Origin of the sequence: Agrobacterium tumefaciens, assembly GCF_031801495.1 — a bacterium.
Lineage (GTDB): Bacteria > Pseudomonadota > Alphaproteobacteria > Rhizobiales > Rhizobiaceae > Agrobacterium > Agrobacterium tumefaciens_K.
Genome location: NZ_JAOEGC010000002.1, coordinates 1700401 through 1716601, shown reverse-complemented (window position 1 = coordinate 1716601; position 16201 = coordinate 1700401). Strand labels below are relative to the sequence as shown.

14 protein-coding genes are annotated in these 16201 nt (G+C 59.1%); 7 read left to right on the top strand and 7 right to left on the bottom strand.

The window, feature by feature from the left end; translation table 11 throughout:
• Positions 1 to 90 precede the first annotated feature (90 nt).
• The 4 genes from N7578_RS17755 to N7578_RS17740 all read left to right on the top strand — a co-directional run bounded on the left by N7578_RS17755 (position 91) and on the right by N7578_RS17740 (position 3130).
• On the top strand, positions 91 to 678 hold the full coding sequence (locus N7578_RS17755) for a thermonuclease family protein (RefSeq protein WP_311111576.1): 588 nt from the start codon (positions 91 to 93) through the stop codon (positions 676 to 678).
• On the top strand, positions 671 to 1327 hold the full coding sequence (locus N7578_RS17750) for a uracil-DNA glycosylase family protein (RefSeq protein WP_311111575.1): 657 nt from the start codon (positions 671 to 673) through the stop codon (positions 1325 to 1327). Before N7578_RS17755 ends, N7578_RS17750 begins: the two co-directional genes overlap by 8 nt.
• A gap of 67 nt (positions 1328 to 1394) precedes the next feature.
• On the top strand, positions 1395 to 1883 hold the full coding sequence (locus N7578_RS17745; protein WP_311111574.1) for an Lrp/AsnC family transcriptional regulator: 489 nt from the start codon (positions 1395 to 1397) through the stop codon (positions 1881 to 1883).
• A gap of 281 nt (positions 1884 to 2164) precedes the next feature.
• Complete coding sequence (locus tag N7578_RS17740; RefSeq protein ID WP_311111573.1) at positions 2165 to 3130, top strand: aliphatic sulfonate ABC transporter substrate-binding protein; 966 nt, start codon at positions 2165 to 2167, stop codon at positions 3128 to 3130.
• A gap of 102 nt (positions 3131 to 3232) precedes the next feature.
• Here the strand turns inward: N7578_RS17740 and N7578_RS17735 are convergent, their stop codons facing one another.
• The 5 genes from N7578_RS17735 to N7578_RS17715 all read right to left on the bottom strand — a co-directional run bounded on the left by N7578_RS17735 (position 3233) and on the right by N7578_RS17715 (position 7175).
• Positions 3233 to 4057, bottom strand: coding sequence for a class I SAM-dependent methyltransferase (locus N7578_RS17735; protein WP_311111572.1), 825 nt, complete (start codon positions 4055 to 4057; stop codon positions 3233 to 3235).
• A gap of 164 nt (positions 4058 to 4221) precedes the next feature.
• On the bottom strand, positions 4222 to 4488 hold the full coding sequence (locus N7578_RS17730; protein WP_311111571.1) for an usg protein: 267 nt from the start codon (positions 4486 to 4488) through the stop codon (positions 4222 to 4224).
• A 169-nt stretch (positions 4489 to 4657) separates the two neighbouring features.
• Complete coding sequence (locus tag N7578_RS17725; RefSeq protein ID WP_311111570.1) at positions 4658 to 5488, bottom strand: ABC transporter permease; 831 nt, start codon at positions 5486 to 5488, stop codon at positions 4658 to 4660.
• Positions 5485 to 6288 carry an ABC transporter permease gene (locus N7578_RS17720; RefSeq protein ID WP_311111569.1) on the bottom strand — a complete coding sequence of 268 codons (804 nt, stop codon included), beginning with the start codon at positions 6286 to 6288 and terminating at the stop codon, positions 5485 to 5487. Before N7578_RS17720 ends, N7578_RS17725 begins: the two co-directional genes overlap by 4 nt.
• 113 nt (positions 6289 to 6401) lie before the next feature.
• Positions 6402 to 7175, bottom strand: a complete 774-nt coding sequence (locus N7578_RS17715) for an ABC transporter substrate-binding protein (protein WP_311111568.1) — start codon at positions 7173 to 7175, stop codon at positions 6402 to 6404.
• 348 nt (positions 7176 to 7523) lie between these two features.
• Here N7578_RS17715 and N7578_RS17710 point away from each other — a divergent pair, with 348 nt between their 5' ends.
• Positions 7524 to 9701: an OmpA family protein gene (locus tag N7578_RS17710; RefSeq protein WP_311111567.1), complete on the top strand. Its 2178-nt coding sequence runs from the start codon at positions 7524 to 7526 to the stop codon at positions 9699 to 9701.
• A 167-nt stretch (positions 9702 to 9868) separates the two neighbouring features.
• Here the strand turns inward: N7578_RS17710 and N7578_RS17705 are convergent, their stop codons facing one another.
• Entirely contained in the window at positions 9869 to 10792 is a 924-nt protein-coding gene (locus N7578_RS17705; protein ID WP_311111566.1) for a pseudouridine-5'-phosphate glycosidase, read from the bottom strand.
• A gap of 126 nt (positions 10793 to 10918) precedes the next feature.
• The gene (locus N7578_RS17700; RefSeq protein ID WP_311111565.1) at positions 10919 to 11860 is read right to left on the bottom strand and encodes a carbohydrate kinase family protein; all 942 of its coding nucleotides are present in this window, start codon (positions 11858 to 11860) and stop codon (positions 10919 to 10921) included.
• 246 nt (positions 11861 to 12106) lie between these two features.
• Here N7578_RS17700 and recA point away from each other — a divergent pair, with 246 nt between their 5' ends.
• Positions 12107 to 13195: a recombinase RecA gene (recA, locus tag N7578_RS17695; protein WP_311111564.1), complete on the top strand. Its 1089-nt coding sequence runs from the start codon at positions 12107 to 12109 to the stop codon at positions 13193 to 13195.
• A 288-nt stretch (positions 13196 to 13483) separates the two neighbouring features.
• On the top strand, positions 13484 to 16147 hold the full coding sequence (alaS, locus tag N7578_RS17690) for an alanine--tRNA ligase (protein ID WP_311111563.1): 2664 nt from the start codon (positions 13484 to 13486) through the stop codon (positions 16145 to 16147).
• The last annotated feature ends 54 nt before the right edge of the window (positions 16148 to 16201 follow it).

Here is a 16201-nt window from a genome sequence, read left to right as displayed (position 1 = left end):
CATGAACGCTTGCAGCCTAAGAGGAAAATCTTAAGAAGATGCTGCCGTGAAAGGATTTGTTTGCCATTTCTGACAAGGGTTTGTTGTTATATGAGACGAAATGGAGGCAAAGGCTTCTCTCTTATCCGGGACGGCGGACTTTTCCTGCTGGCCATGATCCTCGGCATCCTGATTGCCGCGCGGCTCGATCAGATCAACAGCGAGACATACTCCGGCCGTTTTTTCGCAATCGATGGCGATACGTTGTCGCGTGGTGGCGAACGCTTCCGCTTGCTCGGTATCGATGCGCCGGAACTGCGTCAATCCTGCGAAAGGGATGGAAAGGTGTGGTCGTGCGGCGTCGAGGCGCGCCGTTTCATGCAAAGTCTCATCGACGGCGCCACGGTGCGTTGTTCCGGCGGATCGCGTGATCGCTACGAGCGGCTTCTCGTCTACTGTACGTCAGATGGCCGGGATGTGTCGTCCGCGATGGTGGAAGCTGGTTATGCCGTTGCGACCGGGTACTTCCAGTTTTCCGACGAACAGAGGAAGGCGCAGGACGAGCGGGCGGGGATATGGTCCGGTGATTTTCAGAGGCCCGCGGACTGGCGGCGCGACCATCGCGCTGCCGAACTCGATACGCCTGCTGCCGGAATGCTGACGATCATCCGGCATCTTCTTGGATGGACAAATGGCTGAAGGTGCGTTTTCCGGTTGTCCCGACAGGCAAACGCTGACGCATCTGCGCAGTCGCATTGCCGCGTGTCGCATCTGTCGCGACAACCCGATGAAAGGCGAGGCGGATCTCCTGCCGCATGAGCCGAGGCCGGTTGCTGTGATATCGGCGACAGCGCGTATTCTGATCGCAGGGCAGGCGCCGGGACTGCGGGTGCATGAAAGCGGACTGCCGTTCAACGATGCATCGGGTGATCGCCTGCGGCAATGGCTGAATGTGGATCGTGAGACGTTCTACAATCCTCAGCATTTCGCCATCGTGCCGATGGGGTTCTGTTTTCCGGGGTATGACGACAAGGGAAGCGATCTGCCACCACGGCGCGAATGCGCGCTGCAATGGCGAAACGAGGTCATGGCCGCGATGCCGCAAATAGAGCTTGTTCTGGCCGTCGGCCAATATGCTCAAGGCTGGCATCTGGGACCGCGACGCATGAAGACCATGACGGAGACCGTTCGTTCCTGGCGAACTTACTATCACGCCAATGACGGTCCGAGCGTCCTCGCTCTACCGCACCCAAGCTGGCGCAATACGGGCTGGTTGAAGAAGAATCCCTGGTTCGAACAGGAATTGTTGCCGGTTCTGCGACGGAATGTGAAAATCCTGATTGAGTGAAACAATTTTCTGTTTTTATCTCTGAAATCGTGTATTGAAAGGAAATTAATTCAGGAGGATTGACGCATTGGATCGCCTTGACCGTAAGATTTTGCGCATTTTGCAAGAAGATTCCACGTTGGCTGTCGCCGATCTGGCGAAGAAGGTCGGCCTTTCTACGACGCCCTGTTGGCGGCGCATCCAGAAGATGGAAGAGGACGGCGTCATTCGACGTCGTGTGGCACTGCTTGACCCTGCCAAGGTTAATACCAAGGTCACCGTTTTCGTTTCCATCCGTACCGCGTCCCACTCCATCGAATGGCTGAAGCGCTTTTCCGAGGTGGTTTCCGAGTTTCCAGAAGTTGTGGAGTTCTACCGCATGAGCGGTGATGTGGACTATCTGCTGCGTGTCGTCGTGCCAGACATCGGTGCCTATGATGCGTTCTACAAGCGCATGATCGCCAAGATCGAAATCCGTGACGTTTCCTCGGCCTTCGCCATGGAGCAGATCAAGTACACAACGGAACTGCCGCTAGACTACATGCTTCTTGACAATCCCAAGTCCGGCGAAGAGTAAATCCCGATACGAGCGGATCAGTGCCGAATTACGATGCCCTTTCCGGTTTTCCGGGGAGGGCATTTTTTGTTCCGGCCACTTTTTTGAGAGTGAATCGGCTCCAAACGCAGCCTGCGGAAAACAAGGTGGTGAAAGACAGGAAACGCCATTCTTCCGACTTTGCAAAATTCGCACATTCAATTCTCTGTGGGCGCCGTCCGCGCAAAGCACTAATTTGATAAAATCACCCGAATATCTACGCTTTTGAGCAGTGATGGCTCTAACTGTGAAGGATATCCGTTATGCTGACACGACGCGGAACATTGGGATTGATTGCAGGTGCAACCGGCGCGGTCTTCATGCCTCACGTGAGGCGGGCGGCAGCGGCAACAACGACGCTCAGGATCGGCTGGCAGAAAAACGGTGTAATTGCACTGGCGAAAAGCCAGGGCGCGCTGGAGGCGCTGCTGAAGGATCGGGGTATCGAGGTGAAATGGTCCGAGTTCTCCTCGGGGCCGCCGCTTCTGGAGGCGCTTGGCGCAGGTGCGCTGGATATCGGTCCGACCGGTGATGTGCCGCCACTCTTCGCGCAGGCGGCAGGCGGAAACCTGCGGTATGTCGGCACCTACAAGGCGGCCGCCGGGGGCTCGGCCATCCTCGTGCAGAAGGATTCGCCCATCAAGACGCTGGAAGACCTGAAGGGCAAGAAAGTGGCCTTCAAGCGCGGCTCCAGCGCCCATAACGTCACCGTCAAGGCTCTCAGAAAGGCGGGGCTGACACTCGCTGACATAACGCCTGCCGATCTCGCTCCACCGGATGCGGCAGCGGCTTTCCGCTCGGGCAGCATTGATGCGTGGTCAATCTGGGATCCCTATTTTGCCGTTGCCGAAAAAGAGCCGACGACGCGTGTTCTTTCCACAGCGGAAGGGATTGTCGATCCGTGGAGTTATTTCCTCGCGAATGGTGATTTCGTGGAGCAGAACCCGGATCTGATCCCGGCCCTTCTGAAGGAGCTGGCGAGTGTCGGTGCCAAGGCGCAGGCCGATATCGGCGCGACCGCGAAATCGCTTTCGGCCATTACCGGCGTACCCGAAGACGTCACCAAGGTATCGCTGACCCGTCCGGGTGCCGACCTTGGCCGCGTTTCAACTGTGCCGGATGAGGCGGTTGCCTATCAGCAGGCGCTTGCCGATGAATTTTACGATCTGAGGATCGTGCCGAAGAAGCTGAATGTCGCCGATATCGTCTGGCGTCCGAAGGCTAGTTGATGTGGCGTTAACAAAAGCGGAATCTATTCAGCGGGCTGTGATGTTTTGCTGAGATATCGATTCCGGTGTGGCGCTCCCGTTTCGGGAGCGCTTTTTTTGTTCTCAACCCTTGAGTTTTGCCACGACCAGATGGCCGGGTGTCGGGTTTCCATCCTGCATGCGGACGTTGATGTCGGTTACTTCGACAACCTCGAAGCCGGTGGCCGTCAGTCTCTCGCGAACGTAGCTCTCGGCATGGGCAAAACGCTGGTTCGGGCCGACCATATAGGGACGGCCGGCGAGGTCAGCTTCGGGGAGCGTTTCGGACGAAAATACCAGGATGCCACCCGGCGTCATGTTTTCGGCTGCGCCGAAGAAAAGCGGCTCGAGTGCGCCAAGATAGGGCAGCACATCAGTGGCGGTGATGAGGTCGAAAGGTTCGTCGTCGTTGTCTTCAAGGAAGTCTTCAACTTCCGCAACATAGAGCGTTTCGTAGACATCCTTTTCATGGGCGATCTCGACCATGTTCTCGGAAATGTCGATCCCGGTGATGTCGTCCGCCATGTCGCGCAGCGCCTCGCCGGTGAGGCCGGTGCCGCAGCCCAGATCGAGAAGGCGCTTGAATGGGCCGAGTTCGAGGGTCTGGAGCCGCTGACGCACCATCATCGGTACGGCGTAACCGAGTTGCTCGACGAGAATATCCTCGAAAGCCTCCGCGTGCTGGTCGAAAAGCGTTTCGACATAGGCGTCGGGCGCTTTTGGCGGAACGTCTCCACGGCCCATGGCGGCGATGCGAACTGCTGCGCCGCCGTGATCCTCGGGGTCGATTGCCAGAACCTCTTCATAGGCCTTGACGGCGGCGTCCACGTCGCCGGCCTTTTCGAGCGCAAGGGCGCGATTGTAGGCTTCGGCAAGTGCCTCTTCGTCAATTTTCTGGTTCTTGGTCATCGTGCGGCATCCATCAACGTATTCGGTTTACGTTTGCTGTAAGCCGCAACGGTGGCGGGCGCAATATGAATGTGCCGCACGCGACACGCTTTGAGTTGCGCGGCCCGCGCTTTGTTGTTCGTCGTGCCGCATGTCGTTACCGCAAAACTTTTGCGCGCCTCGCTTCAGTGAATGATGAACTCGCCTTTGAGCGCGCGCCATTCCTGCGCTGAAATGAGCTGGCGATGCACGTAGCGGACCGAATGAAGTGGGCCGTCGAGCTTTTCCTGCCAGAACCTCAGGAAGCCGCGCATTTCGGGGAAATCCGGTGCCAGATCATAATGCTGCCAGACGTAGCTCTGGAGAACCAGCGGATGATCCGGCATGCGATAGAGGATCTGGGCGGTGGTCATCCCATAGCCTTTCAGCATCATTTCCATGTCTTTGTTCATGAAAGCTGTTCCCATTCTTGTTATTGCCGATTTGCAGCATTCGCGCTGTATCGGATATGGGAGCATGACATGGTTAACCCAACCTTACCAATGGCAGGGTCTATCAAAAATTATTTATATTTTTCATAATGTTAGCAGCGTTTCTCAGTGAGTGCTGCCAACGTCTTTCCTAGCGTTTCAGGTGGCGTGTCAGACGTGCTTCCAGCCATGCCCAGATGTGGCGCAGCGTTTCCACGATCGCCAGATAGAAGATCGCGGCCCAGAGATAGGTCTGATAGTCGAAGGTGCGCGAAAAGGCGTAACGTGTCTGTCCCATCAGGTCGAAGACGGTCACGATGGACACAACCGCGGACCCCTTGATCATCAGGATGATTTCGTTGCCGTAGGGACGCAACGCCACGATGAGCGCCTGTGGAAGAATGACCTTGCGGAAGGTGACGAATTTCGAAAGCCCGAGGGAGTCTGCACCTTCATGCTGGCCGCGCGGTACGCTCTGGATCGCACCGCGCAGGATTTCTGCCTGGTAGGCAGCCGTGTTGAGGGTGAGCGAAAGCAGGCCGCAATACCATGCTTCCCGGAAGAACCACCACAACCCGACACTTTCCAGTTCCGGACGGAAGCTGCCGAGGCCGTAATAGATCAGGAACAGCTGCGCCAAGAGAGGCGTGCTGCGGAAAACATAGACATAGGCATAGGCGATTGCCCCGATGACACGGTTTTCCGACAAGCGGCCGAAGGCGATAGGCACAGATACGATCGCACCGAGAACGACCGAGCTGCCGACGAGCGTGATGGTCGTGATGAGGCCGTCGATGTAGCGTGGCCCGTAGCGTTGGAACTTGTCCCAGTCCCAGCCTTCGATCATGGCGAGGATCAGGCCGACGGCAAGCAGGAACCAGAGGACGACAACGGCGATGCCGACGATGCGCGACAGGTTGAATGGCTTCTCGGCAGCTGGCGGTGCGGGGCGCGGCGGAATGAGTTCCTGAATATGGCTCATCGGCGTACCTCCGACTTTTTCGACCAGCGGTCGATGAAGCCGATCCCGAAGGAGGAAAGCAGCGCGAGCGTCAGATAAAGCAGGCAGGCGATGCCGTAGAAGAAGAAGGCTTCCTTGCTGACACGGGCAGCAATGCCGGTCTGGCGCACGATATCGGCAAGGCCGATGATCGACACGTAGGAGGTATCCTTGAGCAGAATGACCCAAAGGTTGGTCATGCCGGGCAGGGCGATCCTGACAAGCTGCGGGATGATGACGAGAACCATGGTCTGGCCCCGTGACAGGCCGAGCGCAGCCCCGGCCTCATACTGGCCTTTTGGGATTGCCTTGAAGGCAGACAGCAGAACTTCCGAGGCGTATGACGAAAAGACCACGGAAAGCGCGATCATGCCGGCGATGAAGGCATTGATCTCGACCGGGCCGCTGATGCCGACATAGCCGGCAAGCGACTGCAGCAGGATCTGGATGCCGTAATAGACGATGAACAGCGTCAGCAGTTCGGGCAGTCCGCGGAAAATCGTGGTGTAGATGCCTGCTGCAAGACGTAGCGACTTCTCTTCCGACTGTGCGGCAAGTGCTATCAAGAAACCGATGACAAGGCCTACCGGCAGGGTGGCAAGCGCCAGTGAAATCGTAACCTTGACGCCGAAGGCAATTTCATCGCCCCAGCCAGCATCGCCACATGCAACGAGAGTGCCGTTTCCGAGAAGCGAAAAGATACCGACCGGTCCGCAGAATGGGTCGAGAAGTGTCGAGACATAGGTCCAGAAAACACCTATGGCGGAAAATGCTCCGCTCATGCCAATTTTCCCCTGCGGTCTGAAGCCGCCGTGATTGTTATCCTCCCGTTTTCAAACAAAAATGGCGGAAGGGCAAGCCTTCCGCCATCAGATTTCAACACATCGCGTGAGGCTTATTCGCCGTAAACGTCGAAATCGAAGTATTTTTTGTTGATTTCCTGGTATTTGCCGTTGGCGCGGATCGCGGCAATGGCAGCCGTGAACTTGTCGGCGAGAGCGGTTTCACCCTTGCGGACGGCAATGCCTGCACCGTTGCCGTTGATTTCAGGATCAACCGTCAGAGGCGTCATGATCTTGCAGCAGGTGCCTGCGTCGGATTTCAGCCACTCAGAGAGAACGACGATATCGTCGATAACGGCGTCGATACGGCCATTGGCGATGTCGAGCTTGTACTCGTCGGCAGTCGGATACATTTTCAGGTCGGAGTCCGGAAAATGCTTCTCAGCGTAGTTGGAGTGCGTGGTGGATCCCTGTGCACCGAGCGACTTGCCCTTCAGATCTTCGATGGACTTGATGGCAGAATCCTTCGGTACGGCGATTGCCGGCGGGGTGTTGTAGTATTTCTTCGAGAAGTCGACCTTCTGGAGACGTTCGGGCGTGATCGACATCGAAGCGATGATGGCGTCGAATTTCTTGGCCTGCAGGGCCGGGATGATGCCATCCCAGTCGTTGGTCACGAAGGTGCACTCGGTCTTCATCTCCTCGCACAGCGCTTTGGCGATGTCGATGTCGAAGCCGGTCAGCGTGCCGTCGGCTTCAAGATTGTTGAAGGGCGGGTAAGCGCCTTCGGTGCCGATGACGAGTTTGTCCTGCGCCAGTGCTGCGCCGGAAAACAGCGAGATGGCGGCAATCGATGCGGCTGCGAGCAGACGGGTGGAAATAGGCATTTAGATCCTCTCTTTTGGTCGTTCATCTGCGGGCTGTTTTTTTATCTTCAGTTGCAGACGCCTTTGCGCGCGGGTGCGGCGGAACGGGATATCTCGTTTGCGGCCTCGAACGCGCCGGCAATTATTCATCCGGTTGGTCAAAAAATGCAACTGCAATAATTATGCCGCCTTTTCTGCCGCAGTGCTTCCACGAAAACGCCTTGTTCTGTTCATTTCCGGTACAGAAGGCTTTCTCCATCATGGGAACCGAAGCGCGTCCATGGCGTTGTCAATCGCCTGCGTGGCAAGCAGATCCAGAACGTCGCGGCACAGCTGACGTTAAAAATGAAGGCAGATGAGGAAACACCTATGCTGACCAAGAACAAACTGCTGACCGGGGTTGTCTTTCCCCTGATGTCGCTGGCAATCGCGGTAGAGCCGGCGGCAGCCGGTTTTGCCGGGGTTGCAAGAGCCGATGCTCATTCGGGTGTGGCCGTCAATGCCCGCCCAGTCATTCTGGCGCAGGCGGAAGGGCAGGCGCCTGCCGAAGAGCAGAACCCGGAAGAGATCATCCGCAAGAAGCGGCAGCAGGCTGAGGAAGCCCAGCCGCAACAGCAGGAGCAGCGTCAGGCCGAGCCCGCACCGGAACCGCAGGCAGAGCAGCGCCCTGAACCGAGGCAGCGGGAAGCGCAGCCTGAGGCTCAGCCAGCTGAGCAGCAGCAGGAGCGCCCACGCCGTCCTGAACGTGCGCAGCAGCAGGATGGTGAAGGCGAACAGCGACCACAGCGCCCGCGCCGTGAACCGGCACAGGAGGCGGCACCTGCAGAAGGGCAGCAACCGCAGGAACGTCCGCGTCGTCCCGAGCGCGCCCAGCAGCCCGAAGGCGAGGGTGAACAGCAGCGGCCACGCAGACAGGAACGGGCACAGGAGCCCGCCGCCGAACAGCCTGCAGCGCCCGCCGCCGAAAATGCCGAGCCACGACAGAGACCGGCGGAGCGCCGCAAGCCGCCTGTAGAAGAACAGGTTCCGGAGCAGAAGGCGCAACCGGCTGAAAAGCCAGCGGCTCCTGAGCCCGAAGCCAAGGAAGCACCCGTGCCGACGGAAGCGCCGACACCTGCACGTCCGCGTCCTCCGGAAGCCCAGCCAAATCCCGCACCCGGCCAGCAGCCTTCGGAACAGCCGCTGCCGGAAGGTCAGGGCAACGCCCGGCCTGTAGCGCCGGCTCCCGAAGCGCAGACGCCTGCGCCGCAGGATGGTGCAACGACCGGACAGGCGCCTGCGGGTGAGACTGTTCCCGATCAGGTGGCGACACCGCAGACGGAAGCGCCGCCGATGAGCAAGGAGCAGCTCGACAAGGCCAAGGCGATTGCTCAGGATCCGGCCAAGACGGCCGATACGGTCATCCTGCCGGTCGACAAGGGTGCCGCCGTTCTCGACAGCGACAAGGAAGTCGAGCGTTCCGGCAACCGCCAGGCCCGCGAGGAGCGCCGCCGCGAGCGCGAACAGGCTGGCGATTACAAGGTTCCGACTTCGGATGCCGAAGCGCAGCGCGCCGCCAGACCTGAAGGTGGCGCACCGCCGCCGCCGGTGCGCATGGAGGCAATCACCTCGCAACGGGGTGAGCGCATCGATCAACGCCCGCAATATGAGCGGCCGGATGGCGTTCGGGAATGGCAGCCCCGCGAAGGCGGTCGCCGTGACCGTGACCGCGATGCGCCGATCATCCTGCAATTCGGTGATCGTGTCGTGGTGCGTGGTGACGATAACCAGCGCTTCATCCGCGACGGCGGGGAGCCGTATTACGAACGCCTGCCGGGTGGCCGTGTTCGCGAAACCGTCGAGCGTCGCGATGGAACGCAGGTGGTGACGATCCGCAACCGTTACGGCGATGTCATCCAGCGCTCGCGCATCGATGACCGCGGTCGCGAATATGTGCTGTTCTACGCGCCGGACCTGATGGAAGATCCCGACCGCGATTACGTCTACCGCGATCCGGGCCTCGATCTGCCGCCGATGCGCCTGCGCATTCCGGTTCGCGATTACATCATCGATACGTCCAGCGATCCGGACCGCGATTATTATCGCTTCCTGGAACAGCCGCCCGTCGAGCCTGTCGAGCGTGTCTATTCTCTGGATGAGGTTCGCTATTCGGCCCGTATCCGTGACAAGGTGCGTCGTATCGACCTCGATACGATCACCTTCGCGACAGGCAGTGCGGAAATTCCGATGGCGCAGGCCCGTTCGCTGCGAAAGGTGGCGGATGCGATCAACAAGGCGCTGGACAAGAACCCGGCGGAAACCTTCCTGATCGAAGGCCATACGGATGCTGTCGGTTCGGACGAAAGCAACCTCGTGCTTTCCGACGAGCGTGCGGCTTCCGTCGCCAACGTGCTGACCGATGTTTACGGCATCCCGCCGGAAAACCTTGCGACGCAGGGGTATGGCGAACGGTTCCTGAAGGTCCAGACGCTCAGCGCCGAGCAGCAGAACCGTCGCGTGACCATTCGGCGCGTTACGCCGCTGGTAAGGCCGGTCGCGCAGAACTGATCTGACCCCAGAGCAGAAAAAGGCCCGGAAACGAAATGTTTCCGGGCCTTTTCGGTTGGTCGTCGTTCGTCAATCTCGACGTTATCCTCGGCCTTGAGCCGAGGATCCATTGCCGTTGCTTATGGGGGATGCCCGGGTCGAGCCCGGGCATGACTGCGGAGAGGAGTTCAGTTCAGCGCTACGGCGATTTCAGCCGCGAGGCGGGCGTTGTTCTTCACCAGCGCGATGTTGGTGACGAGGCTGCGGCCTTCGGTGATCTTGAAGATGTCACCCAGCAGGAACGGCGTGACCTCCTTGCCGGTAATTTCCTCGCGTTCCGCGTTGGAAATGGCGCGGTTGATATAGATTTCCATCTCTTCGGCCGGGATTTCGTCTTCTTCCGGAACGGGATTTGCCACCAGCATGCCGCCATCGATGCCCAGCTGTTCGCGGGTCGCCTGAAAGTTCGCGATGGCTGCGGGGCTGTTCAGCGACAGCGGGCTTTTCAGACCCGAAGAGCGCGACCAGAAGGCCGGGAATTCTTCCGAACCGAACGTCACGACCGGAACGCCTTGGGTTTCCAGAACTTCCAGCGTTTTCGGCACGTCGAGAATGGCCTTTGCGCCAGCGCAAACAACGATGACGCCGGTTTTCGCAAGTTCGGTCAGGTCGGCGGAAATATCGAAGCTTTCCTCAGCACCCTTGTGCACGCCGCCGATTCCGCCGGTGGCAAAGACCTTGATACCGGCGCGAGCGGCGGCGATCATCGTTGCGGCGACCGTGGTTGCGCCGGTGCGTCGCTCGGCAATCGCAAAGGCGATATCGGCACGCGAAACCTTCATGGCATCTGTTGTTTTCGCAAGCGCTTCAAGCTGGTCTTTCTCAAGCCCGATGTGAAGCGTACCGTGAATAACGGCGATAGTCGCCGGAACGGCACCCTGATCGCGGATGAGCTGCTCGACGCTTTCAGCCATCTCGATATTGCCGGGGTATGGCATGCCGTGGGTGATGATGGTCGATTCGAGCGCCACGATCGGCGCGCCGCGTTGCTTGGCAGCAGCGACTTCCTGTGAATAGACGATGGGAAGGAGCGGGGAGATTGGACGGGTCATGTTGATCTCTTCCAGGTTTTAGGGCGTTGGAAAGAAAACGGGATCGGTTCCGTTACTCTCTCTTTTCGAGCATCGGATTGACCCAAAACCCATTACACGTTTCGGCCTGATGCTTTAAAAGCGGGTTCATGCCAGTATTTCGGCTTCGGATACAAGGCCCGACATGGCCTCGACGCCATCTTTTGACAGGTCCGGAGCGGTGGCAAAGGGCGATTGTACGGTGATGGCGGCAGCCGCTGCGCCAAACCGCAGCGCTTCCCCAAGGGTTGCACCCTCGGCGATGGCGGATAGATAACCGGATGCCATGGCATCGCCTGCGCCTGTCACGTCCTTTACGCCGTCGACGCGGGGAGGCTTGAGGACGGCAACATGATCCCGGTCAAAGGCGACGGCCTCCTTCGCGCCGCAGGTGACGACGCCGCCGCGAAGTCCAGTCTTTCTGAGGATATCGGGCCAATCGCGAATATCCGCTGGCGTTTCACCGGTCAGCGCGCGGGCTTCCGCCTCGTTCATGAACAGGATGTCGATATCCGCGAAGGCGGGTTTGAGCTTCACCGCCTTGGCCGGCGAGATGGCGATGGCCGCGAGCATCTTGCCGCAGACGCGGGCGGCAAGGCCGATTGCGGTCAGCGTGTCTTCGGGCAGGTTGGCGTCGCACAGGATGATGTCGGTGTTGCGGATCGCTTCGCGCACCGAGCGCACGCGCAGGCGGCGTGGGGTGAACAGCCTGTAGAGGTCCATGTCGGCAAGGGCGATGACCAGATTGCCGTCTCGCTCCAGAATGGCGGTGTAGCTCGGCGTGCGGCGATCGAGAAAAACGAAGGGCGTATCGTTCACACCCGCCTGCCGCGCAGCTTCCGCCACTGCCTCGCCGGTCACGTCTCCACCGCGCGGCGAGATGATACGGACCGCAAAGCCGAGGCGGGACAGGTTTCGTGCCGCATTGAAGCCGCCGCCGCCCGCCTCTTCCATCCAGTGTCCGGGATTGCTTGCGCCGGGCGTCGTCTCCGCCTCGATCATGCCGCGCCTGTCGATGTGCGCGCCGCCCAGAACCAGTATTTTCTTCAACTTTTCTTTCCTTCTCTGGAGACCGGAAGTCTTTCTCCGATTCGGCTGAAAAAATCGTCTCCCGGATCATTTTCCCCGAAACGCGACCTGAGAAACCTCCGGAAAAACAAAGGTAGAACAAATGACTTATCGTTATTTGTTTTCAATGTGCTGACGTCATCTTGCAAGATGAGAACAAAAAGGGTACATATCGTTTCCATACTGCTTCATTGCCTGCGTGGCTTCAATAACCTAAAGGTGTTTCAGATGGCACAAAATTCTTTGCGTCTCGTAGAGGATAAATCGGTGGATAAAAGCAAGGCACTGGAAGCGGCGCTCTCCCAGATCGAACGGTCGTTCGGCAAGGGATCGATCATGAAGCTCGGTTCCAATGAAAATGTGATTGAGGTCGAAACCGTTTCGACGGGTTCGCTCAGTCTGGATATCGCGCTCGGAATCGGCGGTCTGCCGAAGGGGCGCATCATTGAAATTTACGGGCCTGAAAGCTCGGGCAAGACAACGCTGGCGTTGCAGACCATCGCGGAAGCCCAGAAGAAGGGCGGCATCTGCGCCTTTGTGGACGCTGAGCATGCGCTCGATCCGGTCTATGCCCGCAAGCTGGGCGTCGATCTGCAAAACCTTCTGATCTCGCAGCCGGATACTGGCGAACAGGCGCTTGAAATCACCGATACGCTGGTGCGCTCCGGTGCCGTAGACGTTCTCGTCGTCGATTCCGTTGCTGCTTTGACGCCGCGTGCGGAAATCGAAGGTGAGATGGGCGACAGCCTGCCGGGCCTTCAGGCGCGTCTGATGAGCCAGGCGCTGCGCAAGTTGACGGCTTCCATTTCGAAGTCGAAGACCATGGTGATCTTCATCAACCAGATCCGTATGAAGATCGGCGTCATGTTCGGTTCGCCGGAAACGACGACGGGTGGTAACGCACTGAAATTCTATGCATCTGTTCGTCTCGACATCCGCCGTATCGGCTCTGTCAAGGAGCGCGAGGAGGTCGTCGGCAACCAGACCCGCGTCAAGGTCGTCAAGAACAAGATGGCGCCGCCCTTCAAGCAGGTCGAATTCGACATCATGTACGGCGAAGGCGTGTCCAAGACCGGCGAGCTTGTCGATCTCGGCGTGAAAGCCGGTATCGTCGAAAAGTCCGGCGCCTGGTTCTCCTATAACAGCCAGCGTCTCGGTCAGGGCCGCGAAAACGCCAAGACTTACCTGCGTGACAATCCGGCGGTTGCCAACGAGATCGAGATGGCGCTGCGTCAGAACGCAGGCCTTATCGCGGATCGGTTCCTTGAGAATGGCGGACCTGAAGCGGATGCGGACGGGGAAGAACCGGACGCATGAGGCACGGCGGCCGGATATCATTTCGGCCTCTCATTTCCTTTTGAGAGCAGGGGTCATGCGATATGTTTCGTGTGGCCCCTGTTTTTTTGGGCGGTTGGAAATGCCTCCATTATCTGCGGCACGAGCCTCGGATAGACCGAAAACCCGATACACTTTTCGCTTCGATGCCGTAAGGCACCGCTCAACGGCTGGACAGCGCGGAAAGCGGGCGATAAAAGCCAGTGATTTTATAATATGGCCGTCCCCATGGATGGCGACGATGGACTCCAGCTATAGCGGTGTGTGGGCATGAGCGGTGTGAATGAAATTCGGTCGACGTTTCTCGACTACTTCAAGAAGAATGGACACGAAATCGTGCCATCCAGTCCGCTGGTGCCGCGCAACGATCCCACGCTGATGTTCACCAATGCGGGCATGGTACAGTTCAAGAACGTCTTCACCGGACTTGAAAGCCGTCCCTATTCGACCGCTGCATCTTCGCAGAAGTGCGTTCGTGCCGGCGGCAAGCATAACGACCTCGACAACGTCGGTTACACGGCGCGTCACCACACCTTCTTCGAGATGCTCGGCAACTTCTCTTTCGGCGATTATTTCAAGGAAGAGGCTATCAGCCACGCCTGGAACCTGATCACCGGCGAATTCGGTATCGACAAGAACCGCCTTCTCGTGACGGTCTACCACACCGATGACGAAGCCTTTAATCTCTGGAAGAAGATTGCCGGTTTCTCCGATGATCGCATCATTCGCATAGCGACCAGCGACAATTTCTGGGCCATGGGCGATACTGGTCCCTGCGGTCCCTGTTCGGAAATCTTCTACGACCACGGCGATCACATCTGGGGTGGGCCTCCCGGATCGCCGGACGAGGATGGCGACCGTTTCATCGAAATCTGGAATCTCGTCTTCATGCAGTACGAGCAGGTGACGAAGGAAGAACGTATCGACCTGCCGCGTCCCTCCATCGATACCGGCATGGGTCTGGAGCGTATTTCCGCTCTGCTGCAGGGCAAGCATGACAACTATGACACCGACCTGTTCCGTGCGCTGATTTCCGCTTCGGTCGAGGCGACTGGTGTTCCGGCGGAAGGCGAAAAGCGCGCCAGCCACCGCGTCATCGCTGACCACCTGCGTTCGTCCGCCTTCCTCATCGCCGATGGTGTTCTTCCGTCGAACGAAGGTCGCGGTTACGTTCTGCGCCGCATCATGCGCCGCGCCATGCGCCATGCGGAACTGCTCGGTTCGGGTGAGCCGCTGATCTGGAAGCTGTTGCCTGCGCTCGTGCAGCAGATGGGCCGCGCCTATCCGGAGCTGGTCCGCGCCGAAGCGCTGATTTCCGAGACGCTGAAGCTGGAAGAAACCCGGTTCCGCAAGACGCTGGAACGCGGCCTCTCGCTGCTTTCCGATGCGACGGCCGATCTTTCCAAGGGTGGTATGCTTGACGGCGAGACCGCCTTCAAGCTCTACGACACCTATGGCTTCCCGCTCGACCTGACCCAGGACGCCCTGCGCGCCCGTGAAATCGGCGTCGATATCGCCGGCTTTACCGATGCCATGGAGCGCCAGAAGGCGGAAGCCCGCTCGCATTGGGCTGGCTCCGGCGACAAGGCGACCGAAACCGTCTGGTTCGAACTCAAGGAAAAGCACGGCGCCACCGAATTCCTCGGCTACGACACCGAAACGGCAGAAGGCGTCGTTCAGGCGATCGTCAAGGACGGCAAGTCGGTGGATGCTGCTGGTGAAGGCGAAAGCGTTCAGATCGTCGTCAACCAGACGCCTTTCTACGGTGAATCCGGTGGCCAGATGGGCGATACCGGCATTATCGCGTCCGATAACGGCGCTGTCACGGTTTCCGATACGCAGAAGAAGGGCGAGGGTCTGTTCGTGCATGTCGGCACGGTTTCCAAGGGTGGCCTCAAGGTCGGCGACGCAGTGCAGCTGACGGTTGATCACGATCGCCGTTCTCGCCTGCGTGCAAACCATTCTGCAACCCACCTTCTGCATGAGGCACTGCGCGAAGTTCTCGGCACCCACGTTGCCCAGAAGGGTTCGCTGGTTGCGCCCGAGCGTCTGCGCTTCGACGTCTCTCATCCGAAGCCGATGACGGCTGAGGAACTGAAGATCGTTGAGGACATGGCGAACGAGATCATTCTTCAGAACTCGCCGGTCGTTACACGTCTGATGAGTGTTGACGATGCGATTGCCGAGGGCGCGATGGCTTTGTTCGGCGAAAAGTATGGCGATGAGGTCCGCGTCGTGTCCATGGGTACCGGCATTCATGGCGCGAAGGCCAACCGCCCTTATTCGGTGGAGCTTTGCGGCGGCACGCATGTTTCGGCAACCGGCCAGATTGGCCTGGTGCGCGTTCTGGGCGAAAGCGCGGTCGGTGCGGGTGTTCGCCGTGTCGAGGCCGTGACCGGGGCTGGCGCTCTGGCGTATCTTGCGGAGCAGGATGAGCGCGTGAAGGCGCTTGCTTCGTCTCTCAAGGTTCAGCCTGCGGACGTTCTGTCGCGTGTCGAAGGCCTTCTGGATGAGCGCAAGAAGCTGGAGCGTGAGCTGGCGGAAGCCCGCCGCAAGCTTGCCATGGGTGGCGGCTCCGCGGAAGGTTCGGCTGGCGATGTGAAGGAAATCGGTGGCGTGAAGTTCCTCGCCAAGTCGCTTTCGGGCATCGATGCGAAGGATCTCAAGGGTCTGGCTGACGAAGCCAAGGGCGGTCTTGGCTCCGGAGTCGTGCTGTTGATTGCTGTTTCTGAAGATGGCAAGGCAAGCGCGGTCGCAGCCGTCACGGAAGATCTGACGTCGCGCTTCAGCGCGGTTGATCTGGTGCGCACCGCGTCAGCCGCTCTCGGCGGCAAGGGCGGCGGTGGCCGTCCGGACATGGCGCAGGCTGGCGGCCCGGATGGCGCCAAGGCCGGTGAAGCCATCGAGGCTGTTGCGGCAGCCCTCGCGGCCTGATCGGGACGCATTCATTGAAAAAGGCGGGGAAAACCCGCCTTTTTTTGTTTTTCA

What these genes read in the sequence shown, in the direction of transcription:
- N7578_RS17755 (WP_311111576.1), top strand. Translation starts at nt 91, where the DNA reads ATGAGACGAAATGGAGGCAAAGGCTTCTCTCTTATCCGGGACGGCGGA.
- N7578_RS17750 (WP_311111575.1), top strand. Translation starts at nt 671, where the DNA reads ATGGCTGAAGGTGCGTTTTCCGGTTGTCCCGACAGGCAAACGCTGACG.
- N7578_RS17740 (WP_311111573.1), top strand. Translation starts at nt 2,165, where the DNA reads ATGCTGACACGACGCGGAACATTGGGATTGATTGCAGGTGCAACCGGC.
- N7578_RS17735 (WP_311111572.1), bottom strand. Translation starts at nt 4,057, where the DNA reads ATGACCAAGAACCAGAAAATTGACGAAGAGGCACTTGCCGAAGCCTAC.
- N7578_RS17730 (WP_311111571.1), bottom strand. Translation starts at nt 4,488, where the DNA reads ATGAACAAAGACATGGAAATGATGCTGAAAGGCTATGGGATGACCACC.
- N7578_RS17725 (WP_311111570.1), bottom strand. Translation starts at nt 5,488, where the DNA reads ATGAGCCATATTCAGGAACTCATTCCGCCGCGCCCCGCACCGCCAGCT.
- N7578_RS17720 (WP_311111569.1), bottom strand. Translation starts at nt 6,288, where the DNA reads ATGAGCGGAGCATTTTCCGCCATAGGTGTTTTCTGGACCTATGTCTCG.
- N7578_RS17715 (WP_311111568.1), bottom strand. Translation starts at nt 7,175, where the DNA reads ATGCCTATTTCCACCCGTCTGCTCGCAGCCGCATCGATTGCCGCCATC.
- N7578_RS17710 (WP_311111567.1), top strand. Translation starts at nt 7,524, where the DNA reads ATGCTGACCAAGAACAAACTGCTGACCGGGGTTGTCTTTCCCCTGATG.
- N7578_RS17705 (WP_311111566.1), bottom strand. Translation starts at nt 10,792, where the DNA reads ATGACCCGTCCAATCTCCCCGCTCCTTCCCATCGTCTATTCACAGGAA.
- recA (WP_311111564.1), top strand. Translation starts at nt 12,107, where the DNA reads ATGGCACAAAATTCTTTGCGTCTCGTAGAGGATAAATCGGTGGATAAA.
- alaS (WP_311111563.1), top strand. Translation starts at nt 13,484, where the DNA reads ATGAGCGGTGTGAATGAAATTCGGTCGACGTTTCTCGACTACTTCAAG.